Source organism: Bradyrhizobium sp. USDA 3311 (assembly GCF_054062495.1).
On sequence record NZ_JBSSFI010000001.1, the window covers coordinates 8,767,866 to 8,793,197 of the forward strand.

General features: G+C 66.8%; 20 protein-coding genes. 7 read left to right on the forward strand and 13 right to left on the reverse strand.

Going from position 1 to position 25,332, the window contains the following annotated elements:
- Nucleotides 1-23: 23 nt before the first annotated feature.
- Together putA and ACVWW6_RS41680 are read left to right on the forward strand one after the other, a co-directional pair.
- Nucleotides 24-3,023: a bifunctional proline dehydrogenase/L-glutamate gamma-semialdehyde dehydrogenase PutA gene (gene putA, locus ACVWW6_RS41675; RefSeq protein ID WP_456682822.1), complete on the forward strand. Its 3,000-nt coding sequence runs from the start codon at nucleotides 24-26 to the stop codon at nucleotides 3,021-3,023.
- A gap of 112 nt (nucleotides 3,024-3,135) precedes the next feature.
- Complete coding sequence (locus tag ACVWW6_RS41680; protein ID WP_456682823.1) at nucleotides 3,136-4,341, forward strand: CaiB/BaiF CoA transferase family protein; 1,206 nt, start codon at nucleotides 3,136-3,138, stop codon at nucleotides 4,339-4,341.
- 6 nt (nucleotides 4,342-4,347) lie between these two features.
- Here ACVWW6_RS41680 and ACVWW6_RS41685 read toward each other — a convergent pair whose 3' ends face one another.
- The 5 genes from ACVWW6_RS41685 to ACVWW6_RS41705 form a co-directional block, all read right to left on the reverse strand.
- Nucleotides 4,348-5,883 carry a hypothetical protein gene (locus tag ACVWW6_RS41685; protein WP_456682824.1) on the reverse strand — a complete coding sequence of 512 codons (1,536 nt, stop codon included), beginning with the start codon at nucleotides 5,881-5,883 and terminating at the stop codon, nucleotides 4,348-4,350.
- Between the two features lie 93 nt (nucleotides 5,884-5,976).
- Nucleotides 5,977-6,966, reverse strand: a complete 990-nt coding sequence (locus ACVWW6_RS41690; protein ID WP_456682825.1) for a hypothetical protein — start codon at nucleotides 6,964-6,966, stop codon at nucleotides 5,977-5,979.
- A gap of 411 nt (nucleotides 6,967-7,377) precedes the next feature.
- Nucleotides 7,378-7,875 (reverse strand): TPM domain-containing protein, encoded by a 498-nt coding sequence (locus ACVWW6_RS41695; RefSeq protein WP_456682826.1) that lies wholly within the window; start codon nucleotides 7,873-7,875, stop codon nucleotides 7,378-7,380.
- Between the two features lie 5 nt (nucleotides 7,876-7,880).
- On the reverse strand, nucleotides 7,881-8,768 hold the full coding sequence (locus tag ACVWW6_RS41700; RefSeq protein ID WP_456682827.1) for a TPM domain-containing protein: 888 nt from the start codon (nucleotides 8,766-8,768) through the stop codon (nucleotides 7,881-7,883).
- A 132-nt stretch (nucleotides 8,769-8,900) separates the two neighbouring features.
- On the reverse strand, nucleotides 8,901-9,509 hold the full coding sequence (locus ACVWW6_RS41705; protein WP_011090002.1) for a LemA family protein: 609 nt from the start codon (nucleotides 9,507-9,509) through the stop codon (nucleotides 8,901-8,903).
- Nucleotides 9,510-9,794: 285 nt separating this feature from the next.
- Between ACVWW6_RS41705 and ACVWW6_RS41710 the strand changes: the two genes are divergently transcribed.
- Genes ACVWW6_RS41710 through ACVWW6_RS41720 form a run of 3 tightly spaced genes read left to right on the forward strand, consistent with a single transcriptional unit; the run spans nucleotide 9,795 to nucleotide 13,017 of the window.
- Nucleotides 9,795-10,649: an enoyl-CoA hydratase gene (locus tag ACVWW6_RS41710; RefSeq protein ID WP_456682828.1), complete on the forward strand. Its 855-nt coding sequence runs from the start codon at nucleotides 9,795-9,797 to the stop codon at nucleotides 10,647-10,649.
- A 5-nt stretch (nucleotides 10,650-10,654) separates the two neighbouring features.
- A complete protein-coding gene (locus tag ACVWW6_RS41715) occupies nucleotides 10,655-11,803 on the forward strand; it encodes an acyl-CoA dehydrogenase family protein (protein ID WP_456682829.1) in 1,149 nt (382 codons plus the stop codon).
- Between the two features lie 17 nt (nucleotides 11,804-11,820).
- Nucleotides 11,821-13,017 (forward strand): acyl-CoA dehydrogenase family protein, encoded by a 1,197-nt coding sequence (locus tag ACVWW6_RS41720; RefSeq protein WP_028172925.1) that lies wholly within the window; start codon nucleotides 11,821-11,823, stop codon nucleotides 13,015-13,017.
- Nucleotides 13,018-13,191: 174 nt separating this feature from the next.
- Here the strand turns inward: ACVWW6_RS41720 and ACVWW6_RS41725 are convergent, their stop codons facing one another.
- The 3 genes from ACVWW6_RS41725 to ACVWW6_RS41735 all read right to left on the reverse strand — a co-directional run bounded on the left by ACVWW6_RS41725 (nucleotide 13,192) and on the right by ACVWW6_RS41735 (nucleotide 17,663).
- The gene (locus tag ACVWW6_RS41725; protein WP_456682830.1) at nucleotides 13,192-15,516 is read right to left on the reverse strand and encodes a xanthine dehydrogenase family protein molybdopterin-binding subunit; all 2,325 of its coding nucleotides are present in this window, start codon (nucleotides 15,514-15,516) and stop codon (nucleotides 13,192-13,194) included.
- A 249-nt stretch (nucleotides 15,517-15,765) separates the two neighbouring features.
- Entirely contained in the window at nucleotides 15,766-16,641 is an 876-nt protein-coding gene (locus ACVWW6_RS41730) for a dihydrodipicolinate synthase family protein (protein ID WP_404523923.1), read from the reverse strand.
- Between the two features lie 56 nt (nucleotides 16,642-16,697).
- The gene (locus ACVWW6_RS41735; protein ID WP_456682831.1) at nucleotides 16,698-17,663 is read right to left on the reverse strand and encodes a VOC family protein; all 966 of its coding nucleotides are present in this window, start codon (nucleotides 17,661-17,663) and stop codon (nucleotides 16,698-16,700) included.
- A gap of 183 nt (nucleotides 17,664-17,846) precedes the next feature.
- Between ACVWW6_RS41735 and ACVWW6_RS41740 the strand changes: the two genes are divergently transcribed.
- Nucleotides 17,847-18,713 (forward strand): S1C family serine protease, encoded by an 867-nt coding sequence (locus tag ACVWW6_RS41740; protein WP_456682832.1) that lies wholly within the window; start codon nucleotides 17,847-17,849, stop codon nucleotides 18,711-18,713.
- Complete coding sequence (locus ACVWW6_RS41745; protein ID WP_456682833.1) at nucleotides 18,710-19,081, forward strand: response regulator transcription factor; 372 nt, start codon at nucleotides 18,710-18,712, stop codon at nucleotides 19,079-19,081. The genes ACVWW6_RS41740 and ACVWW6_RS41745 overlap by 4 nt, the downstream gene beginning before the upstream one ends.
- Nucleotides 19,082-19,091: 10 nt before the next feature.
- On the opposite strand, the gene ACVWW6_RS41750 is transcribed toward ACVWW6_RS41745, so the two are convergent.
- The 5 genes from ACVWW6_RS41750 to ACVWW6_RS41770 form a co-directional block, all read right to left on the reverse strand.
- A complete protein-coding gene (locus ACVWW6_RS41750; protein ID WP_456682834.1) occupies nucleotides 19,092-20,333 on the reverse strand; it encodes an amidohydrolase family protein in 1,242 nt (413 codons plus the stop codon).
- A gap of 29 nt (nucleotides 20,334-20,362) precedes the next feature.
- A complete protein-coding gene (locus ACVWW6_RS41755) occupies nucleotides 20,363-21,454 on the reverse strand; it encodes a sensor histidine kinase (RefSeq protein WP_456682835.1) in 1,092 nt (363 codons plus the stop codon).
- The gene (locus tag ACVWW6_RS41760) at nucleotides 21,441-22,133 is read right to left on the reverse strand and encodes a response regulator transcription factor (protein WP_011090013.1); all 693 of its coding nucleotides are present in this window, start codon (nucleotides 22,131-22,133) and stop codon (nucleotides 21,441-21,443) included. The genes ACVWW6_RS41755 and ACVWW6_RS41760 overlap by 14 nt, the downstream gene beginning before the upstream one ends.
- Before the next feature lie 100 nt (nucleotides 22,134-22,233).
- Nucleotides 22,234-22,779 (reverse strand): hypothetical protein, encoded by a 546-nt coding sequence (locus ACVWW6_RS41765; protein ID WP_456682836.1) that lies wholly within the window; start codon nucleotides 22,777-22,779, stop codon nucleotides 22,234-22,236.
- A gap of 166 nt (nucleotides 22,780-22,945) precedes the next feature.
- Complete coding sequence (locus ACVWW6_RS41770) at nucleotides 22,946-25,282, reverse strand: Tex family protein (protein ID WP_456682837.1); 2,337 nt, start codon at nucleotides 25,280-25,282, stop codon at nucleotides 22,946-22,948.
- Nucleotides 25,283-25,332: the final 50 nt, after the last annotated feature.

Here is a 25,332-nt window from a genome sequence, read left to right on the forward strand (position 1 = left end):
GGATTTGAGCCACAGGACACGCCATGCCGAACATCCCGCCCCCCTTCACCGCCCCCTACGCGCCCGATGATGCCGAGATCGCCGCGCGCCTGTTGCCGGCGTCGCATCTCAGCCCGCCGCAGGAGGCGCGGATCGACCGCACCGCGACACGGCTGATCGAGGCGATCCGCAAGCGCGACGACCGGCTCGGCGGGGTCGAGGACATGCTGCGGGAGTTCGCGCTCTCGACCAAGGAAGGCCTCGCACTGATGGTGCTGGCGGAGGCGCTGTTGCGCGTGCCGGACGCGCGCACCGCCGACCAGTTCATCGAGGACAAGCTCGGCGAGGGCGACTTCATCCATCACGAGACCAAGTCCACCGCCTTCCTGGTCAACGCCTCGGCCTGGGCGCTCGGCCTGTCGGCGCGTGTGATCCAGCCTGGCGAGACGCCCGACGGCACCATCGGCCGGCTGGTGAAGCGGCTCGGCGCGCCGGCGGTGCGCACCGCCACGCGCCAGGCGATGCGGCTGATGGGCAATCATTTCGTGCTGGGTGAGACCATCGAGCAGGCGCTGGAGCGGGGTAAGCCGCGCTCTGGCCAGAAGACGCGCTACTCCTTCGACATGCTCGGCGAAGGCGCGCGCACCGCGGCGGACGCCAGGCGTTATTTCGACGCCTATGCCAGCGCGATCGAGACGATCGGCAAGGCGGCCGGCAACCATGCCCTGCCCGACCGGCCCGGCATCTCCGTCAAGCTCTCGGCGCTGCATCCGCGCTTCGAGGCGATCAGCCGCGCGCGCGTGATGGTCGAGCTGGTGCCGCAGCTGCTCGATCTGGCGCAGCGCGCCAAGGCGCATGATCTCAACTTCACCGTCGATGCCGAAGAAGCGGACCGGCTGGAATTGTCGCTCGACGTGATCGCGGCAACGCTGGCCAATCCCTCGCTCAAGGGCTGGGACGGTTTTGGGCTCGCGATCCAGGCCTATCAGAAGCGCGCCAGCGCGGTGATCGACTATGTCGACGCGCTCGCCCGCGCGCATGACCGCAAGCTGATGGTGCGGCTGGTCAAGGGCGCCTATTGGGACACCGAGATCAAGCGCGCGCAGGAGCGCGGGCTCGACGGCTATCCCGTGTTCACGCGCAAGGCGATGACGGATCTGAACTACGTCGCCTGCGCCTCGAAGCTGCTGGCCCTGCGGCCACGCATCTTCCCGCAATTCGCCACCCACAACGCGCTGACGGTCGCGACCGTGCTGGAGATGGCCGAGGGCAGCAGCGGCTTCGAATTCCAGCGCCTGCACGGCATGGGCGAGGCGCTCTACGAGCAGCTCGCCAAGGATCACGCAGACATCGCCTACCGCACCTACGCCCCGGTCGGCAGCCATCGCGACCTGCTCGCCTATCTGGTGCGGCGACTGCTGGAGAACGGTGCCAACTCCTCCTTCGTGGCGCAGGCGGCCGATTACCGCGTCCCGGTCCCGGCGCTGTTGCAGCGTCCGGCGGATGCGATCGTCCGGCCGCAGGCGGCGGCCCATCCCAGGATTCCGCTCCCCTGCGATCTGTTCGCGCCGGAACGGCGCAATTCGCGCGGCGTCGAATTCGGCGCGCGCACCGCGCTCGACCAATTGCTGGCCGACGTCAAGGCCGAAACAGCCGACCTCAAGCCGATCGCCGATGCAACGCCGGACCAGGCCAATGCAGCGGTGGCCGCAGCGCGCGCGGGTTTCGCCGGCTGGAGCCGGACGCCCGCGGGCACACGCGCGGCGGCGCTGGAGCAGGCCGCGCACCTGTTGGAGAGCCGTAGCGCCCATTTCATCGCGCTATTGCAGCGCGAGGGCGGCAAGACGCTCGACGATGCGCTCTCGGAGCTGCGCGAGGCCGCCGACTTCTGCCGCTACTATGCCGCGCAGGGCCGCAAGCTGTTCGGCAGCGAGACGGCGATGCCAGGCCCGACCGGCGAGAGCAATGCGCTCGCCATGCGTAGCCGCGGCGTCTTCGTGGCGATCTCGCCGTGGAATTTCCCGCTGGCGATCTTCCTCGGCCAAGTCACGGCGGCGCTGATGGCCGGCAACAGCGTTGTCGCAAAACCCGCCGAGCAGACGCCGCGCATCGCGCGCGAGGCCGTAGCCCTGCTGCACGAGGCCGGCATCCCCGAGAGCGCGCTGCATCTCGTCACCGGCGACGGCCGCATCGGCGCCGCGCTGACCGCGCATCCCGATATCGCCGGCGTCGTCTTCACCGGCTCGACCGAGGTCGCCCGCAGCATCAACCGGACGCTCGCGGCCAAGGACGGACCAATCGTGCCGCTGATCGCGGAGACCGGCGGCATCAACGCCATGATCGCAGATGCCACCGCGCTGCCGGAGCAGGTCGCCGACGACGTCGTGACTTCGGCGTTTCGTTCCGCCGGCCAGCGCTGCTCGGCGCTGCGGCTGCTGTTCGTGCAGGAGGACGTCGCCGACCGCATGATCGAGATGATCGCGGGCGCGGCACGCGAACTGAAGATCGGCGACCCCAGCGACGTCGCAACCCATGTCGGGCCGGTGATCGACGTCGAGGCCAAGCAGCGCCTCGATGCGCATATCGCGCGGATGAAGACGGAGGCGCAGCTGCACTTTGCCGGTCCCGCGCCGGAGGGCTGCTTCGTCGCGCCGCACATCTTCGAGCTCACGGAGGCCGGCCAGCTCACCGAGGAAGTGTTCGGCCCGATCCTGCATGTCGTGCGCTATCGGCCCGAGAACCTCGAACGCGTGTTGCAGGCGATCGAGCGCACCGGCTACGGGCTCACGCTCGGCGTCCACTCCCGCATCGACGACAGCATCGAGGCGATCATCGACCGCGTCCAGGTCGGCAACATCTACGTCAACCGCAACATGATCGGCGCCGTGGTCGGCGTGCAGCCGTTCGGCGGCAACGGCCTGTCCGGAACCGGCCCGAAGGCCGGCGGCCCGCACTACCTCGCGCGCTTTGCCACCGAGCAGACCGTGACGATCAACACGGCTGCGGCCGGCGGCAATGCTGCCCTGCTGGCTGGGGAGGAGTGAGTCCCGGAAGGAGCGTTGCATCCCGCCGAAACATCGGTCTAATGCAGCCTTGATCCGGCCCGCGCCAATTCCAGCGCGCGGGAAACAACAAGAGCGAGGGAGCAACGCCGCGATGGACAAGGGCATTTTTGCGGGGCTGAAGGTTCTGGACTGCGCGAGCTTCATCGCAGCGCCCGCGGCCGCGACCGTGCTGTCGGATTTCGGTGCCGACGTCATCAAGATCGAGCCGCCCGGCGCCGGCGACCCCTACCGCAACCTGCCCAACCTGCCGGGCTACCCGACCGGCGAGCACAATTTCGCCTGGCTGCTGGAGGCCCGCAACAAGAAGAGCCTCGCGCTCGATCTCTCCAAGCCGGAGGCGCAGGCGGTGCTCTACAAGCTGGTCGAAGAGACCGACGTCTTCATCACCAACATGCCGCCGCCGGTGCGCACCAAGCTCGGCATCACCTATGACCACCTCGCCCATCTCAACGACCGGCTGATCTACGCCTCGTTCACCGGCTATGGCGAGAAGGGCGAGGAAGCCAACAAGCCCGGCTTCGACAGCAACGCCTATTGGGCGCGCTCCGGCCTGATGGACCTCGTCCGCGCCGATACCGATACGACGCCGGCCCGCTCCGTCGCCGGCATGGGCGACCACCCCTGCGCCATGGCGTTGTACGGCGCGATCGTCACCGCGCTCTATCAGCGCGAGAAGACCGGCAAGGGCTCGCATGTCGCTTCCAACCTGATGGCGAACGGGGTGTGGGCGGCGAGCGTGCTGGCGCAGGCAAAACTCTGCGGCGCCAAGTTCGGCGAGCGGCGCCCGCGCGAGCGCGCGCTGAATGCGGTCGCCAACCACTACCAATGCAAGGACGGCCGCTGGCTGATCCTGTCGCTGCTGAGCGAGGAGAAGCAGTTTCCGACGCTGGCCAAGTGCCTTGGCCGCGAAGACCTGATCACCGATCCACGTTTTGCCACCAAACCCGACCGCCACGCCCGCTCGGTCGAGCTGATCAAGATTTTCGACGAGACTTTCGCCACCAAGGACCTTGCCGAATGGCGCAAGATCCTCGACGGAAACGGCCTCGTGTTCGGCATCGTCGGCATTCTCGACGACATCCCGAACGACAAGCAGATGCTCGACAACGAGGTGCTGGTGCCGTTCGAGAACGACACCATGCTTACGATCTCCAGCCCGATCTGGGTCGACGGCGCCAAGAAGGTGCAGCCGCGCAAGCCGCCCGGCGTCGGCGAGCACAGTGACGAGATCTTGCGCGGAGCGGGATACGACGAGGCAGCGATCAAGCAGCTGCGGTCAAACGGGGCGGTGGGCTAGGACGCGCTAGCGCGTCTTGATGAAGCACATGCCGATGCGGCGCGAGGCCGCGGCGGCCTGACAGGTCAGACCTTTGGCACAGCTCCATGACGTAAAACTCTTGTCAAGCGTTCCCGATCCCGCATCTTGCAAGGAACAATGCGCTCCCCAGCCGTCCTGATATTCGGTGCCGGCCAGTTCCAGGCTGCCGCGGGTCTGCGGCCGGCTGGCGAATCCGCGTGAGAAATCAGGCCGCTGTCCGGCCGCGAAGGCGGTCAGGATGTCGCGGCGGCGAAGCTGGTCGCCAAGGAAATGCGGCGAGGCCGGCACGATGGTGGCATTGGACGGCTTGTCCGCCAGCCAATCCACGCCCGGAAAATGGAAGCCGCCGATGCCGCGGGTCTGGTGACAGCCGGCGCAAGTGACGTCGTTGAGACGGCGCTGGAAGCCCGCGACCGAGCGGATGTTCTGCATGTCAGCGCGCGCGGTCGCCTGCTTCAACGCGCTAACCACATCGCTGTCCGTGAAGACGGGATTGTCCTTGCCCTCGCCTTGCATCATGCCGAACTCCGGCTGCAACGCGGAGGCATCGAGGCCGGCCGGTGTCGGCACCACCGCGGCCTTGGCCAAAAACTTCTCGGGGATCAGCACCGTGCCGCGATCGAACTCGCGCAGATGGTCGGGCGCGAGCAGCCACTCCTTGAAGTCGCGCCGGAGATCATTGTCCGCAAAGATCCGGTCGCGATCGATCTGGTTCTCCAGCGTCGATTCCTCGAACATCTTCGTCGCGGCGTCGTACTTGAACACCTTGAGCAAATAGTCCGAGCGGAAGTCGTGCAGCGCCGATTTCGGCGCGATCGAAACCTGGATGTTGGTCTCGATGCGATCGAGCATGGCATCGTAAGGATAGAAGCCGCCGCCGATCAGCCCCTGCCAGTCGCCATTGTCGAGCCAGCGCCGCGCGACCTCGGCGCAGGTGACCGGCTTGCCGTCCGAGGCGATCTGGCGGGCATCGCGCGCCTTCAGCACCAGGTTGAACGTCATCGGCAGGCGCGTCGCCGTCTTGCTCCCGTCCGGTCCGGCGTCGAAACGGGTGAGCCGATAGATCAGGCGGATCTCGCCGCAGGAATCCTCCGCCACATAGGCGCGGTCCATGCGGTTGACGATGCCGGCCAGCACGAAACGCGTGTTGGGGGATTTCAGCGCGGCCCGATCGAACAGCTGCACGTCAAAGCCTTCGCCGACGCCGATGGTCTCGCTCGGCCATGCCGCCTTGTGTCCCGCGATGTAGCGATCGAACTCCGCGTCGATTGCCGGCGGAATTGGCGCAAGCTGCGGCAGCAACGAGAACAGCAAATCGTTCGTGAGCGGAAAGTTCGCGTTGCGCTCCGGCCATAGCAGGCGCGAGATCGTGAGCGCATCGTTCTGGTCGAGCCTGCGCAGGACATCGGGATCGGTGATCGCCGTGCCGCGCGCCAGCTGTGCATTCTCCGCTGCCGATAGCGACATGGCGCCTCCAAGAAGCACGACGACAGCAAGGAGAATTCGCAACACGCGGCTCATGCCTTCAGTAACACCGCGCAAGGACCCCTATTCAAGCAAAAAGGCGCTTCACATGGTGGTGAAGCGCCTCTTCGAAAGTCGAATTCCGACAGCTTAGCGCGCGACGATCAGGCCCTTGCTGGTGACAACCACCCAGCGGCCGTCCTGGCGGCGGATCGCATCGACGCGGCCAACGCCGGGAATGGGATCGCCGGCATAAACCTCGTAAAGGCCGCCCCTGCCCTCGATCAGCGCGCCGCCATTGGCGACGTCGCGCAGGACCCAGCCCTCGATCGTCGGGAGCCGGCCGACCTCGGTCTTGGGCGCGGCGGGCACCGGAGCCGGTGCGGCGGCAGCGGTCGCAACCTGGGTCGGCGCGATCGAGCCGGTGGTCTCCCTGGCGGGTGTGGCGGCAGCCTGCGCGGGGGCTGCGGGCGGCGTGGCACGGAGCTTGTCCACGGTCTCGGACAGTTTTGCGATCCTGGCCATCGGCTCGGCCTGCGCCTTCTCGAGCTTGTCGAGACGGTCGTTGGCCCGGTTGAACTGGTTGAGACCGGTCTTGGAGGTGTGCTCGACATTCGCCTTGAGCGCGACGAGGTCGGCATCGATCCGCGCGACGGAGGCATCGAGCGCGCTGGTGTCGGCGACCTGCGCCGGCGCCGGAACCGGAGCTGCAAAGTGCATCATGCCGGCGGTCGCGAGCGCGCCGCTGATCGCGCCGACGCTGGCGGCAATCGCCACCACCGCGGCCATCGCCGACAGGCGGCGCTTGCCGCCGGCCTCGCGCGGCTCGTCCGCCTTCACATGCGGGGCGAAATCCTCGCGGTCCCAGGCGCGGTCCGAGGGGGGCATGACGATGAGCTTGCCGGGCTTCGGCTCGGGCCTGGATTCAGCCTGCGGCGTGGCGCTGAACTTCGGCACCTCGATCCTCGAGGCTTCGATCCTGGGCGGCTCGACCTTGACTGGATCGGCTTTGGGCGGCGTCTCATGGTCGGGGGCAATCGAAGGGGCCTCGATCCCGGCAGCCTCGACGGCCTGCGGCGCGGTCGCGGCGGCTTCGACGCTCGTCTGTTCGCCGGTCTCTTGGGCAGCCTGATCAGCCATTGGTTCGCTCACGGCTCAAATACTCCACGCTGGATTGACCTTTTGGTAACTTTCATTGCTTGCGAAATCCTTACCTTCGGACCCGCTTACCGAAATTTTAGGAAGTCATCAGGGGCCGAATTTGGCCGGGAAAGTGGAACCGGTGTGGCGGGCGTGAAACAATTTGTAACCGGGGGAAGATGAACGGCAGGGCAACGGTCGGGCCGCCGCCCTTCGAGGACAGCTGAAGAGGCGGCCGCCTCCAGCGGCAACCGCTTCGCGGTTGCGCGGGGGTGACGGTGAGAGAGTTGGGCGCGCAATCTCGACCTCGTCATTGCGAGCGTAGCGAAGCAATCCAGACTGCCACCGCGGAAAGACTCTGGATTGCTACGCTACGCTCGCAATGACGGCGTGCGGATTACTGACAGGCGCTCACATCGTCACAGGTGCATCCGGCAGCTCGTTGCGATGCGGGCCCTGCGGAGGAAAATGCTTTGCCAGCTCGCGCGACACGGCTGCGATGCCTTCGATCACGCCGTGCTCGAACTGGCCGGACCTGAACTCCGCCTCCATGGCGCGGCAGATGGTCTCCCAGCCCACCGCCCCCACCTTCGCGTCGATGCCGCGGTCGGCGATGATCTCGACGTCGCGATCGGCGAGCAGGAGATAGATGAGGACGCCGTTGTTGTGCGCGGTGTCCCAGATGCGCAAATGCGAGAACACGTCGAGCGCGCGCTCGCGCGCCGGCTGGTTGCGGAACAGGGGGCCGCCGTCGAGCGCGCCTTCGACGACGAAGCGGACCTGGCCGGAATGGGTGGTCTCACCCTGCTTGATCGCCTGCTCGATGCGGGTGAGCACCTTTGGCGGAAAAATCCGCTTTGCCCGCCAATGATGCTGCACCAGATGTCTGGCAATGCGCTTGATGCTCATGACCGCTACCAGCTCCCCGAGGCGCCGCCGCCGCCAAAACTGCCACCACCGCCGCTGAAGCTGCCGCTGTCGCTGGACGACGAGCCGCTGCTCCAGCCGCCTCCCGAGGATCCGCTCGACCACGAGCCCCGACGCGACGACCCCGTACTTGGTCCCATCGCGGAAACCACATCGGCGATGAATCCGATGATGAAGCCGGCGACGCCGAGCACCATGGCAAGCCCGAAAGAACCGAGAATGAGCCAGGTCAATGCTGCGATGATGCCCCCGGTCGCCAATGATCCGAGCAGCCGCCCCAGCATGGCCCGGAAGAACCCGCCGACCCCGATCGAGGCGAACACCGTCACGAAGAAGAGCGGCCCGATATCGTCCAGATTGCCGAAATTCACGCTGGGCGAGGGAACCGGCAGCGGCTCGCCGTCGATGACGCGGATCATGCGATCGACGCCATCCGAGATGCCGCCGCTGAAATCGCCCGTTCTGAATTTCGGTGTGATGATCTCGTCGATGATCCGCCGCGAGGTGACGTCGGTAAGCGCGCCTTCGAGGCCGTAACCGACCTCGATGCGCAAATGCCGGTCGTTCTTAGCAACGACGAGGATTGCGCCATCGTCGACCTTCTTGCGGCCGATCTTCCAGGCCTCCGCAACCCGGATCGAGAACTGCTCGATCGTTTCCGGCTGCGTGGACGGCACGATCAGGACGGCGACCTGGCTGCCTTTGCGCGTCTCGAAGTTGCGCAGTTTTTGCGTGAGCGCAGCAATGTCGCCGCTGGAGAGCGTGCCGGTCTGGTCGACCACGCGGCCGGTCAGCTGCGGCACCGCGACGTCGGCGAAGGCGGGAAACGCTGAGGTGAGGAGGAGTGCGAATACGAACCACACACTCAGTGTCATCGCCCGGCTTGACCGGGCGATCCAGTATTCCAGAGACGGCAGCGAGATACGGAAAGGCCGCGGCGTACTGGATTTCCCGCTTCCGCGGGGAATGACAGTGGTGGGCGTGGCGCGCATGAGAGGCGAACGCACTTACTTCGATGGCGCGGGCGCAGGATTGAAATCGACCTTCGGCGCGGTCGAGATCTCCTTCTCGTTCTCGACCGAGAAGTTCGGCTTCTCCTTGTAGCCGAACGTCATCGCGGTGAGGTTGGTCGGGAACGAGCGGATGGTGACGTTGTACTCCTGCACCGCCTTGATGTAGCGGTTGCGCGCCACCGTGATGCGGTTCTCGGTGCCCTCGAGCTGGGACATTAGGTCCTTGAACAGCGCATCCGACTTGAGCTGCGGGTAGTTCTCGGTGACGACCAGGAGGCGCGACAGCGCGCTGGAGAGTTCGCCCTGGGCGGCCTGGAACTTCTGGAAGGCCGCGGGGTCGTTCAGCACCTCCGGCGTTGCCTGGATGCTGCCGACCTTGGCGCGGGCATTGGTCACGCCGAGCAGCACGTCCTTCTCCTGCTGGGCAAAGCCCTTCACCGAGTTGACGAGGTTGGGCACGAGATCGGCGCGGCGCTGATACTGGTTCACGACCTCGGACCAGTTGGCCTTGATCTGCTCGTCCTCGCTCTGGATCGCGTTGTAGCCACAATTGGTGAGGCTGAGCGAGGCCAGCGCCGCCAGCACGGTCAGGATCTTGCGCATCAAAATTTCTCCCGGTGGAATCCGGCGCAAACTATCAGAAGGGCCCTGGCGAGTGTCGAGATTTCTTCTCGTCATTCCCGGGCGATGCGACGGGACCGCGCAAGCGCGGCCCGGAGCATCGAAGAATCTCGAGATTCCGGGTTCGCTTCGCGCCCCGGAATGACTGCAACAAGCATATGCGCGCCCCATCGTCAGCCGATTGACGCAAGCCCCTTGCCTATCACCGGCCAACATAGTCAACTCAACGAAACAATAAGACCAAACGGAAACGCCAGGGGGAACGCGATGTCCTCGTTCGAGACCATCCTCGTGGAGCGGCCGGAGCCGGCGATTGCCCGGGTCGTCATGAACCGGCCCGATGCGCGCAACGCGCAGAACCTGCAAATGACCTACGACCTCAACGCTGCCTTCGATGCCGCGGTGCAGGACGACGCGGTCAAGGTGATCATCCTTGCCGGCAACGGGCCGCATTTCTCCTCGGGCCATGATTTGCGCCCGGGCGGCAAGAATGAAGCGGGCGTCGATTTTCCGCCGATCGGAAATTGGGGCGGCTTCGCCGAAGCCAACGCGCACGGCCGCTTCGCGCGCGAGCAGGAAATATATCTCCAGATCACGCGCCGTTGGCGCAATCTGGCAAAGCCTGTTATCGCCGAGGTGCACGGCAAGTGCATCGCCGGCGGCTTGATGCTGGCCTGGGCCTGCGACCTCATCGTCGCCAGCGACGATGCGCAGTTCTGCGATCCCGTGGTCGCCATGGGCGTCTGCGGCGTCGAATGGTTCGTGCATCCTTGGGAGCTCGGGCCGCGCAAGGCCAAGGAATTCCTGTTCACGGCCGACAGCTGGAGCGCGCAGGAGGCGCATCAGCTCGGCATGGTCAATCAGGTCGTGCCACGCGCGGAGTTGTCATCGCGCGTGCTGGAGCTGGCGCGCCGGATCGCATCAAAGCCGTCCTTCGCGCTGAAGCTGACCAAGGAGGCGGTCAATCGTTCGGTCGATGTGATGGGCCAGCCGGCTGCAATCGACCAGGCCTTTGCCCTGCATCAGCTCTGTCACGCCCATAACCTTCAGGAGTTCGGCATGATCGTCGATCCATCGGGCCTGCATCCCTCCGTGCGCAAGCCGCCGGCGGCCGCGGAGTAGACGCGATGGACCTCAATCTGAGCGACGAGCAACGGCTGCTGCGCGAAAGCGCGGAACGCTTCGTGGCCGAGAGCTACGATGCCGATCATCGCCGCAAGATGGCGAACGATCCGCTCGGCTTCAGCCCGGCGGTATGGACGCAGTTTGCCGAGCTCGGCTGGTTGGCGTTGCCGATCCCGGAGCAGTTTGATGGGCTCGGCGGTGGTGCGGTCGACATCGGCATCTTGATGGAAGCCTTCGGCCGCGGGCTGGTGTCGGAGCCTTATGTCGCGACGGTCGTGCTCGGAGCCGCGCTGATCGACAGATGCGGCAGCACGGCGCAGAAGCAGGCGAGCCTGCCGAAGATCGCGGACGGGTCGTTCAAGCTGGCGCTTGCGCATTCCGAACGCGCAGCGCGGTTCGATCTCGCCAAAGTTGCGACCGCAGCCAACAAGACCGCGCAGGGCTGGCGTCTTGCCGGCAGCAAGATCGCCGTGCTCGACGGCCATGCCGCCGACGAGATCATCGTCTCCGCGCATATTCACGATCATCGGGGGCCATCGGGGCGGATCGGCCTGTTCCTGGTGCCGGCAACGGCGCCGGGCCTCTCGATCTCCGACTATCCGCGCCTCGGCGGCGGGCGCGCCTGCAATATCGAGCTGCCCGACGTGCATCTTCCGGAGGATGCCCTGCTCGGCGACGGCAAGGATGCGCTGCCCGCAATCGAATGGGCCGTCGACCGCGCCATGGCCGCGCTCGGCGCGGAAGCCGTCGGCATCATGCAGATGCTGCTGGAGACGACGCTGGAATACACCAAGATCCGGAAGCAGTTCGGCCGGCCGCTGTCCGCCAACCAGGTGATCCGCCACCGCCTCGCCGACATGGCGATGCAGGTGGACGAGGCGCGCTCGATGGCGCTGCGCGCCGCGCTGAAGGCAGAGAGCACGCCGATCGAGCGCGCGCGGGCCGCGTCGGGTGCAAAGGCGAAGATCGGCAAATGTGCGCGCTTCGTCGGCGAGCAATCGATCCAGCTTCACGGCGGCATGGGCGTCACCGAGGAGCTCGAAGTCGGCGCCTATTTCAAGCGGCTGGTCGCCTTCGACACGCTGTTCGGCGGCAGCGCGCACCACTATGCCCGCCACGCCCGGCTTGGCCGCACCGGCGTATCGGCCTGAACCGAAAGGAGCGCATCATGGACCTGTCGTTCAATGCCGAGGAGCGCGCCTTCCAGGACGAGGTGCGCGGCTTCATCGCCAAAAATCTCACCGAGGAGATGAAGCGCGCGACCGCGCTGACGCCCTCGGTATTCTCCGATCCTGATATCGGCATGGCCTGGCAGCGCGCGCTGCACAGGCAGGGCTGGGGCGCACCGGGCTGGCCGGTCGAATTTGGCGGGCCGGACTGGACGCCGGCGCAGCGCTGGATTTTCGAGACCGAATCCGCACGCGCCGGCGTGCCCAATGTGAATGTCATGGGCGTAAAGATGGTCGGGCCCGTCATCATCGGCTTCGGCAGCCCTGAGCAGAAGAACTTCTATTTGCCGCGAATTCTCTCCGGCGAGGATTATTGGTGCCAGGGCTACTCCGAGCCGGGCTCCGGCTCCGACCTGTCTTCGCTGAAGACGCGCGCGGTGCGCGACGGCGACCACTACATCATCAACGGCACCAAGATCTGGACCACGCATGCCCACCACGCCAACCGCATGTTCGCGCTGGTGCGCACCAGCGACGGGCCGCGGCAGCAGGACGGCATCAGCTTCATCCTGATCGACATGAAGACGCCGGGCATCACGACGCGCCCGATCCTCACCATCGGCGGCGACCACGAGGTCAACCAGGTGTTCTTTGACGACGTGCGCGTGCCCATGGCCAATCGGGTCGGCGAGGAAGGCAAGGGCTGGACCTACGGCAAGTACCTGCTCGAATTCGAGCGCGGCTCGGGCATCGCCTCCGCCAAGCTGCGCGAAGGGCTGAAGGCGATCGCGGACCTTGCCGAGTCGGACCTGACCGGCCGCGCGATCGACAGTCCTGACATCGCGACGCGCATTTCGGAGGTCGAGGTCGACATCGACGCGCTGGAGATGACCGAGCTGCGCGTGCTCTCGGCGCTCCAGACCGGACAGAATCCCGGCGCGGTGTCGTCGATCCTGAAGCTGCGCAACAGCGAGATCCGCCAGGCCGTGACACGGCTGGGCGCCGACGTGATCGGCCACGACGCCCTCGCCGTCGAGCCGATGCGCCCGCTCTACAAGCTCAACCACGAGCCGGCGATACCCGAGGACATGCTGACGGTGGTGCCGGAATATCTCAACGGCCGGGCCTACACGATCTTCGGCGGCACGTCCGAGATCCAGCGCGACATCATCGCGAAGATGATGCTGGGGATTTGAAGGCAAAGCTCGCGCAACGCATTCGGTGTCGTCCCGGCGAAGGCCGGGACCCATACGCCGTGACGAAGTTGGCGTGCGAAGCTGGTAACCACCGATCTTCGCCAAACCAGGCTCGGTGGTTATGGGTCCCGGCCTTCGCCGGGACGACAGCTAAGATTGCCGCAACAGCGCGGGCTATGCCCCCACCTTCGCATCCCTGATCGCCTGCCAGATCTTCTGCGGCGTCAGGGGCGTGTTGAGCTGGGTGATGCCGAGCTCGGCGAGCGCATCCATCACGCCGTTGGTGACGCAGGGCGGGCCGCCGATGGCGCCGGATTCGCCGCAGCCCTTGGCGCCGAGCGGGTTGGTGCGGCAGGGCGCGGAATCGTCCAGTGTCACCTCGATCGGCGGCACGTCGCCGGCGCGCGGGATGCAGTAGTCCTGATAGCTCGCGGTCAGGAGCTGGCCGTCGGCATCGTAGGAGACGCCCTCATAGAGCGCCTGGCCGATGCCTTGCGCGACGCCGCCATGGATCTGGCCGGTCACCAGCATAGGGTTCACGGCAACGCCGACGTCGTCAACGGTGGTGTAGCGCACGACGCGGGAGACGCCGGTTTCGGGGTCGATCTCGACCTCGCAGATATGCGTGCCGTTCGGCCAGCTCGGACCGTCAACCTCGCCTTCCGAATCGACGCTGAGTTTTGCGCCGCTCTCCTTCTCGGCAAGATCGAACAGGCTGATGCGGCGGTCGGTGCCGACCACGGTGAGCATGCCGCCCTGATATTCGATGTCCTCGACCGAGGTCTCCAGCACGTTCGCCGCCTTCTCGCGCGCCTTCTGGATCAGGTCATTCGACGAGACGGCCACGGCCGTTCCGCCGACGAACAGCGAGCGCGAGCCGACGCTGCCAAAGCCCATCGCCAGATCGGTGTCGCCCTGGACGACATCGATCTTGTCCATGGCAATGCCGAGCGTGTCGGCGATCATCTGGGTGTAGGTTGTCTGAAGCCCCTGCCCCATCGCCATGGTGCCGGAATGCAGGACGACGCGGCCCTGCGAGGTCGCGTGCAGGCTGACCTTCTCGGTATGGGCGCGGCCGCCGGTCCATTCGATGTACGACGTGAGCCCGCGGCCATAGAGCAGGCCCTTCTTCTTCGCCGCCTTCTTGCGCGCGGCAAAGCCGTCCCAGTCGGCGAGCTTCACGGCACGGTCGAGCATGTGGGCGAAGGCACCGGAATCGTAAACCTGGCCCGCAGCATTGGTGTAGGGCAGCTGCGCCGGCTTGATGTAGTTGGCCTTGCGGATCGCGCGCGGATCCATGCCGATTTTTCGCGCGGCGGCGTCGAACAGGCGCTCGACGATGAAGACGGCCTCGGGCCGGCCCGCACCGCGATAGGCACCGACCGGCGCGGTGTGGGTCATCACCGACTTCACCTCGAAATGCACCAGCGGCAGATCGTAGACGCCGGTCTGCACGAACGGCCCGAGCACCAGCGGAATGATGTTGGCGGCCCCCGAAGAATAGGCGCCGGTGCAGCCGATCGACTTGACCCGATAGGCCAACACCTTGCCCTTCTCGTCCAGCGCGAAGGACGCGGTCGAGGTGAGGTCGCGGCCGTGGGTGCCGCCGACGAACTCGTCGGTGCGGTCGCCGCGCCAGCGGATCTTCCTGTTCAGCTTGGTCGCGGCGTAGGCGACGATGCCGTCCTCGGGATAGAGGTTGGTCTTCTGGCCAAAGCCGCCCCCGATGTCGCCGACCAGCACGCGGACGCTGTCCTTGGGGCGCTTGAGCACGGCTTCCGCCAGCACGTCGCGGGTCGAGGCCGGCGTCTGCGATTGCACGTGCAGGAGGAGACGTCCGGTCTTCTTGTCGATCTCGGCGATGGTCGAGCGCGGCTCCATCGCGGAGGGCACGAGGCGCTGGCTGATGATGTCGAGTTCGACCGTATGCGCGGCCTTGGCGAAGGCCTCGTCCACCTTGGCGGCATCGCCGTAAGCCATCGCGCCGACGATGTTGTCGGGCGCCTCCGGCCACACCACAGGCGCGCCGGGCTTCACCGCCTCGACCGGGTCGACCACCGCGGGCTGCACGTCATATTCGACCACGATCGCTTCGGCTGCGCTTTGCGCCTCCGCGCGGGAGGCCGCCACCACCGCCGCCACAGCCTCGCCGGTGTAACGCACGACCTCATGGGCGAGCAGCCGGCGCGGCGGCACCGTCATCGGCTTGCCGTCGGGGCGCTTGAAGATGCTCAGCGTCGGGATGCTGCCGATATCGTCCTTGACGAGATCCGCACCGGTGTAGACCGCGGTGACGCCGGGCATCCCGGCCGCGGCGCTGGTGTCGATCGAGACGATCTTCGCGTGCGCATGCGGCGAGCGCAGCACGTGCAACCACAGCGCGCCGTCCTGCGGCTTGTCGTCGATGAATTGCCCCTTCCCGGTCAGCAGCCGCTGGTCTTCCAAACGCTTGACGGGCTGGCCCGCTCCGAAACGCAAATTGCCGGGAAGAATGTTCATTCCGTGGGGTCCTCGAGGTCTTTTCGAAACTGCGGGCAGCCTTTTAGCGGATCGACCGGGGGCATACCAGCCGCGGTTTTGGGCGGGATATCCACGATTTCGGCATGCGGTCCCGCAAATCTGCGATTCCGTAGGGTGGGCAAAGGCGCACTTGCGCCGTGCCCACGGTCGCTCAACGAACGCGATCAAGATGGTGGGCACGCTTCGCTTTGCCCACCCTACGCACTGCGCATCGCCCCGGAATGACGGCTACGCCAGCTCCCGGAGCGCTGTCTCCACCACCTTGCGCGCATCGGCCGTCAGCACGGCCTGCGGCGGGATGGGATCGCCGACGTCGTAGCCCTGGATCGAAAGGCCGGCCTTGATGCAGGCGGCGAGGTTGAAGCGGGCGAAGGCTTCGTTGATCCGCCACAGCCTGCGCTGGAGCGCCATGGCCTCGTCCCAGCGGCCCGCCCGGCAGAGGTCGTAGAGCGCGACGCTCTGGCGCGGGATGATGCAGGCAGGTCCCGCCATCCAGCCGAGCCCGCCGATCAGCATCACCGCGGCCGGAATGTGGGCGGAGGCCGAGAACACGCGCAGGCGATCGCCGCAGCGGTTCATGATCGAGAGCAGCCGGCCGGTGTTGGTCGAGGCGTCCTTGATGTAGCCAATGCGCGGATGCTCGGCGAGGCGCGCGATGATTTCGAGGGTGAGGTCGGAGCGCTGGAATTGCGGATTGGTGTAGATGACGACGGGAATGTCCACGGCGTCCGCGATGGCGCGGAAATAGGATTCGACCTGGGTATCGGCGAGCGGGAAATACGCCTCCAGGATCGCCAAAATGCCGTCGGCGCCAAGCTTCTGATACGTCCGTGCCTGCGTCACCGCATCCGCGGTCGAGGTGGAGGCGACGCCGGCCACCACGGGCACGCGGCCCTTCGCGGCTTCGATCGTGGTCTGCACGACCGCCGTGCGCTGGGCGGCATTGAGATAGGCGAACTCGCCGGTCGAGCCGAGCGGCGTCAGACCATGCACGCCGGCACCGATCAGGTCGTCGCAGAGCTTTGCGAGCACGCTCGTCCGCACCGTGCCGTCGGCATCGACGGGGGAGACGAGGTAGGGGAAGACGCCGTGGAATTCGGACATGTCGGGGGCTCCGGAAGCTGGCACCCGACGGGTATTACCAATGCCCGCCCCGGCGATCAAACCTTGAGCAAGCGCACCCGCGTGCCCCAGGGATCGACCGCCTCCAAACCGTCGGCAAGCGCCGTGACCTTCACACCGCTCTTGCGCAGGCGCTCTTCCTGAGCGGCGAGCAGCTCCTGCTTCGCCATCACCAGCGAAAACCAGGCGAGACCGGTCGTGGAATCGTCGCGCAGGCCCGCGCCCTGGCTCTGCCAGACGTTCATGCCGAGGTGATGGTGATAGCGGCCCGACGACAGGAACGCCGCGCCGTTGCGCTTGCGGGTCGGGTCGAGGCCGACGGTGCCGTGGTAGAAGTTCTCGGCCTGCGCGAGATCGCCGACGCGCAGATGCATGTGGCCGACGCGCATTCCGTCCGGCGCCTTGGCATAGTCGGGAACGCGCGTATTGGTCAGCGACAGCAGGTCGGGGATGTTGAGCTCGTCGGTCGCCATCTTCACGCTGCCCTCGCTCCACTGCCATTGCGAGGGCTCACGGTCGGCATAGACCTCGATGCCGTTACCTTCGGGGTCGTCGAGATAGACGGATTCGCTGACGAGATGGTCGGCAAAGCCCGACAGCGGCACGCGATGCGAGGCGGCGTGCACCAGCCAGCGCGCGAGATCCTTGCGGGTCGGCATCAGGAAGGCGGTGTGGTAGAGGCCTGCGGCATTGCGCGGCTCGATCGCCGCATCGGGACGCGCCTCGAGCACGAGCAGCGTGATGCCGGCCGTACCGAGCTTCGCAGCGCTGGCGGAGCGCTCCATGACGGTCAGCCCGATCACGTCGCGGTAGTAGTCGGCAACCGTGTCGAGATTCTTGACCCGGAGCGTCACCATGCCGACCCGTATCGGCGTGCGGCTGGCATAGGTCGGCCCGCCGCCTTGCGCAGTCCCCTCGGCGCGTGCGGCAGCCGCGGCCGCCATCGCGAGCGAGGTGGCGCCGGCAAGTTGGAGCAGGGTGCGGCGGGTGAGATCAATGGTCATCGGTCGGGGCTCGCTGGAAACGTCTAAGGCCGTACGGCGCAATGTCGATCGATTGCTACACGTTCCCGTGAACGGCTCCCAATCACATGTTCGTCGGCCGGCGCCGCCACTGTCCTGGCCACCCGGCCAGTTTCGCTACCGCGCGCGACATCCCAGATTGGGGACAACTTACAGGAGACCGCCATGACCGCCCCAACTCCTCTGTCCTCACTGTCGTCCGCGCTCGCGGATGTCGTGGCGCGCACCGCGCCCTCCGTAGTCTCCGTGCACTCGCATCGCTCCCGCGCAACCGGCTTCGTCTGGAAGCCCGGCCTGATCGTCACCGCCGACGAGGCGTTGGCCGAGGAGGGCGAGGTCGAGATCGGCCTCCCCGACGGCAGCCGGGTGGCCGCCACGATCGCCGGCCGCGACCACACCACCGACATCGCGCTGCTGCGCACTAAGGCCGGCGTCGCGCCGGTCAAGCTCGCCGCGACGGTCCCGCCCCTCGGCGCGTTGTCGGTTGTCGTGGCCACCAACCGTGATACGCCGAGCGCCGCGCTCGGGATGGTATCGGCGTCCGGCAAGAGCTGGCGCTCCCTGCGCGGGGGCGACATCGATGCACGGATCGAGCTCGACGTTCGCCTGCGTCCCGGCCAGGAAGGCGGCCTTGCGCTTGATGCGACCGGTGAAGCCTTTGGGATGGCCGTGCTCGGACCAAGGCGCGTGCTGGTGATCCCGACGGCGACGATCGAGCGCATCGCGCCGCAACTCGAGGCGCGCGGCCGCATCGCGCGCGGATATCTCGGGCTCGGACTCCAGCCGGTGCGGCTCGAGGACGGCATCGGCGCCATGGTGATGAATGTCGACAAGGCCGGACCTTCGGCGGCGGCCGGCATCCGCCAGGGCGATGTGATCGTGGCGGTCAACGACCAGAAGCTCTCCGGCGTGCGCGCGCTGTCGCGAACGCTGGGACCTGCGAGCGTCGGCGCTGTGGTCGATGTCGCGGTGCGCCGCGGCGGCGAGCCGATCAGCTTCAAGGTCACGGTCGGCGAGAGGCCGGAGGCGTGAGCGAGGAGAAGCTGCCGGAGATCGTGCTGTCCCTGGAGATCGACGATCCCGCCCTCGCCGATCGCCTGGCGGCGCTGCTCGGCAATGTCGCCGGGCTGCGCCTTGCCTCGCCCGGCGAGCAGGCCGCCGCGACGATCGTCGCCCGCGATCCGCGCAGCATGCCCGAGGACATCGCACTGACGCAGCGCGAGCTCGACGTGCTGGCGCTGATGGCCGAGGGCGCCTCCAACAAGATGATCGCGCGTCAGCTCGGCATCTCCGTGCACACCGTGAAATTCCATGTCGGCTCGCTGCTCGACAAGCTGGATGCCACCGGCCGCACCGATGCGGTGGCGCATGCCGCGCGCCGCGGCGTGATCGAGCTCTGAGCGGCGCGGTTCAATCGCCGATCGCGGTCTGCGCCAGCTCGCGCATGCGGTCGGTATCGACGACGCGGCCATGGCTGATCACGATGCTGGGCGGGCTGTGGAAGCGCAGCGCCTCGGTGACGTCGGCCTGTTCGAGCACGACCAGATTGGCTGCGCAGCCGAGCCCGAGGCCATAGCGCTCGAGGTTGATCGCCGTCGCCGCGCGCGTGGTGATCATGTCGTAGAGCGTCTCGAACTCGCTTTTCTTCGTCATCCACAACAGATGCGAGGCGAGGAACGCCACCTCCAGCATGTTGTTGCGCCCGAGCGGATAATAGGCGTCCGAAATGTCGTCCTGGCCGAGGCAGACATTGATGCCGGCACCGAGCAATTCCTTCACCCGCGCGTGCAGCGGGCCGTTGTGCGGATTGCTGACGACGCTGACACGGGCCTTTCCGAGCAGCACCTTCAGCTCGCGGAGATAGTTCTCGGGATAGAGCGCCATCGCCCGGCAATGATGGGCGAGCGCCCGGCCCTCGACGCCGCGCGCGATCACCGCGCGCGCCATCATGTCGAGCGTGCGCATGTTGGCGTCGCCGACGTCGTCCAGCAGCATCGAGGTTTCGGCGCCGTGCTCGGCCGCGAGGTCGAAGCAGAACGCGACATGGCGGCGCATGTCCTCTTCGTCGGCTTCGATCCAGGGAATCCCGCCGACGACGTCGGCCCCGAGCACCATCGCCTTGCGCATCAGGCCCTCTGCGCCGGGCTCGCGAAACAGGCCGTCCTGCGGGAATGCCACGACCTGGATATCCACGATGCCGCGAAACTCCTCGCGGATCGCGAGCAGCGCCTTGACGCCCTCCAGCCGGGCCTTGGTGTCGACGTCGGCGAAGGCGCGGATGTGGAGGTTGCCGTGGAGCGCGGCGAGCGCCACCGCGCGCCGTGCGTTCGGGACGATCCAGGACGCGTCGTAGTTGCTCTTCACCGCTGCGGCGAGATCGACCGCCTTCGCCGCCTCGCTCATGCCGCCTCCCTGATAGGCCTCGAGCGCCGCCTCCGACATCATCGGCAGGGTCCAGACCTTGCAGAGGTGCAGGTGCGGATTGACAAAGGCCGGCGTCACCAGGCCGCCCTTGGCATCGACAAAGGCCTGTGCACCGGGATCGACCCGGTTGCCGATCGCGGTGATCACGCCATCGGTGATCGCAATGTCGACGATCTCGCGGCCGCGCGTGCGGGCATTGGTGATGACGAGGTCTGGCAGGCGGGACATTGCAGGACTTCCACTCGGTACGCGTGCAATCATGCAAGTTGGGTGCCGGGCTGCGCAGGCAGCGGAAACCGGAGCTGGACCGTCAGGCCCGGCGCATTGTCATGCAGCGCAATCTCGGCACCATGAAGGCGCGCAACCGCGGCGACGAGGCTGAGGCCGAGGCCGTTGCCCGGCGTGTAGCGGCTCTGTTCGAGCCGGTAGAACCGCTTGAAGACGTGATCGCGCGCCTCAGCGGGAATGCCCGGACCGTCGTCGGCGATCGTAATCATGGCGCCGCCATCGGCGCTGCGGCAGGTCACCGTCACCTGCCCGCCTTTGCGGCCGTGCTTGATCGCGTTGTCGACGAGATTGGCGACGGCGTCGAACAGCAGGTCGCGGTCGCCCGTGATCGCGACCTCGCGGTCGCCGCCGAGGCTGAGACGCGTCGCAACCTGCTCGGCGGCGGCGTCGTAGAGCTCGACGACCTCGCCGGCGATCTCGGCGAGATCAAGCGCGCGAAAGGCGCTCCTGCGGGCGCGGGTCTCGATCTCCGAGATCCGGGTGATGGAGGCGAACATGCCGAGCACGGCATCGAGATCGGCGATGGTGTCGCCGATCAGCGCCGCATCCGCCTCGCTGTTGCGCGGGGTGTGATAGGCCTTCTCGAGCCGGCCGCGCATGCGCGTCAGCGGCGTGCGCAGGTCGTGGGCGACGTTGTCGCTGACCTGCTTGACCTCGCCCATCAACGTCTCGATGCGGTCGAGCATCTGGTTGAGGTTTTCGGCGACGCGGTCCCACTCGTCGTGGCTGCCGCGCAGGGGAATGCGGCGGTCGAGACCGGACAGCATGATGGCACGGCTGGTGGCGTTGATCTCCTCGATCCGTCCCACCGTGCGCCGGGTGACCAGCACGGCTGCGAGCCCGGCGAGCACCAGGAGCAGCACCGCGACCGCGACCATGGCGAGTTCGATCGTGCCGGTGAAGCCGTCGTGATCGCCGGCGGAGCCGAGCCGGCTCTCCACATAGGCGAGCGTACCGAAATAGACGTAGGCCATGATCGCCGCGACGATCAGCCCGAATGCCGCGATCGCGATCAACGCCAGACGGAAGGTCGAGGAGCGGAGCGTCTTAGCCAGGAGCACGGAGACAATATCCGATGCCGCGGATGGTGTGGATCAGCGGATAGGCCTGGGCATCGTCGACCTTGCGGCGGACGCGCCCGACATAGACGTCGATGATGTTGGTCGAGGGATCGAAATGCAGGTCCCAGACATGCTGGAGCAGCATCGCACGCGAGACGACGCGGCCCTCGTTGCGGACGAGATATTCGAGCAGTTGAAACTCGCGCGGCAGCAGCGGAATCTTGCGGCCGCGGCGGCTGGCGTTGCGCGCGATCAGGTCGATGGCGAGGTCGCCGACGCGCAGCAGCGTCTCCTTGGCGATGGTCTCGCTGCGTCGGCCGAGGGCCTCGAGCCGCGCAAGCAGCTCGACGAAGGAGAACGGCTTGACGAGATAGTCGTCCCCGCCGGCGCGCAGGCCGCGCACGCGGTCGTCGACCTCGCCGAGCGCGGAGATGATCAGGAAGGGCGCCGCGATCCCGTCGTCGCGCAATTGGCGCATCACGGTGATGCCGTCGATGTCGGGCAGCATGCGGTCGATGGTGATCACGGCATAGTCGCGGGCGGCGCCGTGGCTCAGGGCTTCGCGCCCCGTGGCGGCGAGATCGACCTCATAGCCAGAGGTCGTCAACTCTTCGACGAGCTGGCCTGCGGTTTCCGGATCGTCCTCGACGACCAGGATGCGGCGGTGACCTCCGGTCATGCAAAACTCCGCGCGACGATCGCCACCAGACTATCCCGTTCCGGGGCTGAGCGGAACCGCCCGATGGCGATCGCGACAATGGTGCGGTACGGCGATGCGACTACCAATAGTCTCCGCACACATTGACCCATTGCCACCCATAGGGCGTCCAGCTCCTGCGCCAGCAACCGTCGTCGTAGTAATTGGCGTAGTAGAAGGGCGCGCCAACGAAGGCGAACCGGTGGAAGCGATGATGGCGGAAGAAGAAAGCATGGCGGCCGATGAAGGGCCTGCCGTGCCAGCCCGTGCCGGCGAAACGCGGCCCGAAGGCGGCGCGGGTCGCGAGCGGCGCACCGGCAAAGCGCGGCCCGATCGCAGCGTGGGCGGTCATCGGCGAGCCGGCGAAGTGGGCGCCACCGAAACGAGCACCGCCCATGCCGCCGACATGCATCCCGCCGAAGCCACCGGCGTGCATGCCGCCGCCGAAATGTCCACCGCCGCCAAAGCCGCCATGTCCTCCGCCGCCGAAGCCGCCGTGTCCTCCGCCGCCGAAACCACCACCATGGCCGCCGCCCCCACCTCCACCTCGGGCGAGAACGGGCGAAGCGACCGCAAACGTCGCAGCCATGGCCGCCGCGACGATGCCGGTGAGAAGCCTGCTGTGCATCTGAATATCCTCCTTGTCGCGGCGACGGTCGCGCCGCTCCAGGGGATCAGATGAGGAGAATGCGCCCTCACCTTCAACTTACAAATGCGCCAGATTCTGACGCCGGTGTTAGGGAGGCCCAACTCTCTCGCTCCCTCGCCCCGTTCTTACGGGGAGAGGTTGGAGATCACACGCGCTTGCCGCCGCTCTTCTCGGCGGCGCGGCGCAGGGCTTCGGCGAGGGCGCCGCCGCCGGAGGATTCCTGCTTGCGCGGCGCCGACGAGGTCATGCGGGCCGCATTGCGCGAGCCATTGTCGCGCTGCATGCCGGGGGCGTCCTTCTTGGCGCCGACCTCGTCGTCGAGCCGCAGCGTCAGCGAGATGCGCTTGCGGGCGACCTCGAAGTCCAGCACCTTCACCTTGACGATGTCGCCGGGCTTCACCACCTCGCGCGGGTCCTTGATGAAGGTCTTCGACATCGCCGAGATGTGCACGAGGCCGTCCTGGTGGACGCCGATGTCGACGAAAGCGCCGAAGGCGGCGACGTTGGTCACGGTACCCTCGAGGATCATGCCCTTCTGGAGGTGCTTGATCTCCTCGACACCCTCCTTGAACACGGCGGCCTTGAACGCCGGACGGGGGTCGCGGCCGGGCTTTTCGAGCTCGCGCAGGATGTCGGTGACGGTCGGCAGACCGAAGGTCTCGTCGACGAAATCCTTCGGCTTCAGCGTGCGCACGATCTCGCTGCTGCCGATCAGCGCCTTGATGTCGCTCTTGGTGGCCGCGAGAATCCGGCGCACCACCGGATAGGCTTCCGGATGCACACCGGAGGCATCGAGCGGATCCTCACCGCCGAGAATACGCAAAAAGCCCGCGCACTGCTCGAACGCCTTCGGTCCGAGCCGCGGCACGTCCTTGAGCGCCTTGCGCGACTTGAACGGGCCGTTGGCGTCACGATGCGCCACGATGCTCTGCGCAAGGCCCGAGCCCACGCCCGACACGCGGGCGAGCAGCGGCGCCGAGGCGGTGTTGACGTCGACGCCGACGGCGTTCACGCAATCTTCGACCACGGCATCGAGCGACTTGGCGAGCTTGGCCTGGCCGAGGTCGTGCTGATACTGGCCGACGCCGATCGCCTTCGGCTCGATCTTGACGAGCTCGGCAAGCGGATCCTGGAGGCGCCGCGCGATCGAGACCGCGCCGCGCAGGGTGACGTCGAGACCGGGCAGTTCCTCCGAGGCGAAGGCCGAGGCCGAATAGACCGACGCGCCGGCTTCCGACACCACGATCTTGTTCATCTTCAGCTCGGCCAGGCCCTTGACGAGATCGCCTGCGAGCTTGTCGGTCTCGCGCGAGGCCGTGCCGTTGCCGATCGCGATCAGCTCGACACGGTGCTTCAGGGCAAGCTTGCCGAGGATTGCGAGCGACTCGTTCCACTGCCGCTGCGGCTCGTGCGGATAGATCACGGCGGTATCGACGACCTTGCCGGTCGCGTCGGTGACGGCGACCTTGACGCCGGTGCGGTAGCCGGGATCGAGCCCCATGGTGACGCGGGTGCCGGCGGGCGCGGCCAGCAGCAGGTCGCGCAAATTGGACGCGAATACGCGCACGGCCTCGGTCTCGGCCGCGTTCCACAGCCGCATGCGCAGGTCGATGTTGAGATGCACCTGGATCTTGGTGCGCCAGGCCCAGCGCACCGTGTCGATCAGCCAGCGGTCGCCGGCGCGCTTGAGGTCAGCGATGCCGAACCGCTTCATGATCTTCAATTCGTAGGCGCTGGGCACGCCCGGCGGCGGCGCCTCGGCTTCGGCCTGAATCTGCAGGTCGAGGATTTCTTCCTTCTCGCCGCGGAACATCGCCAGGATGCGGTGCGACGGCAGCCTGGTCAGCGGCTCGGAGAATTCAAAGTAGTCGGCGAACTTTTCGCCCTCGGTCTTCTTGCCATCGCGCACCTTGGAGGCCATGCGCGCATTGGTCCACATCTCCTCGCGCAGCGCGCCGATCAGATCGGCGTCTTCGTCAAACCGCTCGACCAGGATGGCGCGGGCGCCGTCGAGTGCGGCGGCGGCGTCAGCCACGCCCTTCTCGGCGTTGACGAAGCTTTCCGCCACGACCTTGGGATCGTTGCCGGGCTCCGCCATCAGCTGATTAGCGAACGGCTCGAGGCCGGCTTCCTTGGCGATCTCAGCCTTGGTGCGGCGCTTCGGCTTGAACGGCAGATAGATGTCTTCCAAGCGCGCCTTGCTGTCGGCGGCCATGATCGTGGCTTCGAGGGCGGCATCGAGCTTGCCCTGCTCGCGGATCGATTCGAGGATGGCCTTGCGGCGGTCTTCGAGCTCGCGCAGGTAGCCCAGGCGCTCCTCCAGGGTGCGCAATTGCGCGTCGTCGAGCGCACCGGTCGCTTCCTTGCGGTAGCGGGCGATGAAGGGAACCGTGGCGCCGCCGTCGAGCAGCGTCACCGCTGCCTCGACCTGCTCGGCCCGAACCCCAAGCTCCTGCGCAATTTTCTGGTTGATATTTGCCACGCGAGAATCCCTCTCTCCAAGCACGCGACGCAAACCGAAATCCGGTCGCG

Coding starts and splice junctions, on each gene's coding strand:
- ACVWW6_RS41730 (WP_404523923.1), bottom strand. CDS start 16,641: ATGTCCGAATTCCACGGCGTCTTCCCCTACCTCGTCTCCCCCGTCGAT.
- ACVWW6_RS41685 (WP_456682824.1), bottom strand. CDS start 5,883: ATGAGCCGCGTGTTGCGAATTCTCCTTGCTGTCGTCGTGCTTCTTGGA.
- ACVWW6_RS41735 (WP_456682831.1), bottom strand. CDS start 17,663: ATGACCATTGATCTCACCCGCCGCACCCTGCTCCAACTTGCCGGCGCC.
- ACVWW6_RS41765 (WP_456682836.1), bottom strand. CDS start 22,779: ATGCACAGCAGGCTTCTCACCGGCATCGTCGCGGCGGCCATGGCTGCG.
- ACVWW6_RS41715 (WP_456682829.1), top strand. CDS start 10,655: ATGGACCTCAATCTGAGCGACGAGCAACGGCTGCTGCGCGAAAGCGCG.
- ACVWW6_RS41725 (WP_456682830.1), bottom strand. CDS start 15,516: ATGAACATTCTTCCCGGCAATTTGCGTTTCGGAGCGGGCCAGCCCGTC.
- ACVWW6_RS41710 (WP_456682828.1), top strand. CDS start 9,795: ATGTCCTCGTTCGAGACCATCCTCGTGGAGCGGCCGGAGCCGGCGATT.
- ACVWW6_RS41740 (WP_456682832.1), top strand. CDS start 17,847: ATGACCGCCCCAACTCCTCTGTCCTCACTGTCGTCCGCGCTCGCGGAT.
- ACVWW6_RS41750 (WP_456682834.1), bottom strand. CDS start 20,333: ATGTCCCGCCTGCCAGACCTCGTCATCACCAATGCCCGCACGCGCGGC.
- ACVWW6_RS41700 (WP_456682827.1), bottom strand. CDS start 8,768: ATGACACTGAGTGTGTGGTTCGTATTCGCACTCCTCCTCACCTCAGCG.
- ACVWW6_RS41680 (WP_456682823.1), top strand. CDS start 3,136: ATGGACAAGGGCATTTTTGCGGGGCTGAAGGTTCTGGACTGCGCGAGC.
- ACVWW6_RS41705 (WP_011090002.1), bottom strand. CDS start 9,509: ATGCGCAAGATCCTGACCGTGCTGGCGGCGCTGGCCTCGCTCAGCCTC.
- ACVWW6_RS41690 (WP_456682825.1), bottom strand. CDS start 6,966: ATGGCTGATCAGGCTGCCCAAGAGACCGGCGAACAGACGAGCGTCGAA.
- ACVWW6_RS41760 (WP_011090013.1), bottom strand. CDS start 22,133: ATGACCGGAGGTCACCGCCGCATCCTGGTCGTCGAGGACGATCCGGAA.
- ACVWW6_RS41720 (WP_028172925.1), top strand. CDS start 11,821: ATGGACCTGTCGTTCAATGCCGAGGAGCGCGCCTTCCAGGACGAGGTG.
- putA (WP_456682822.1), top strand. CDS start 24: ATGCCGAACATCCCGCCCCCCTTCACCGCCCCCTACGCGCCCGATGAT.
- ACVWW6_RS41695 (WP_456682826.1), bottom strand. CDS start 7,875: ATGAGCATCAAGCGCATTGCCAGACATCTGGTGCAGCATCATTGGCGG.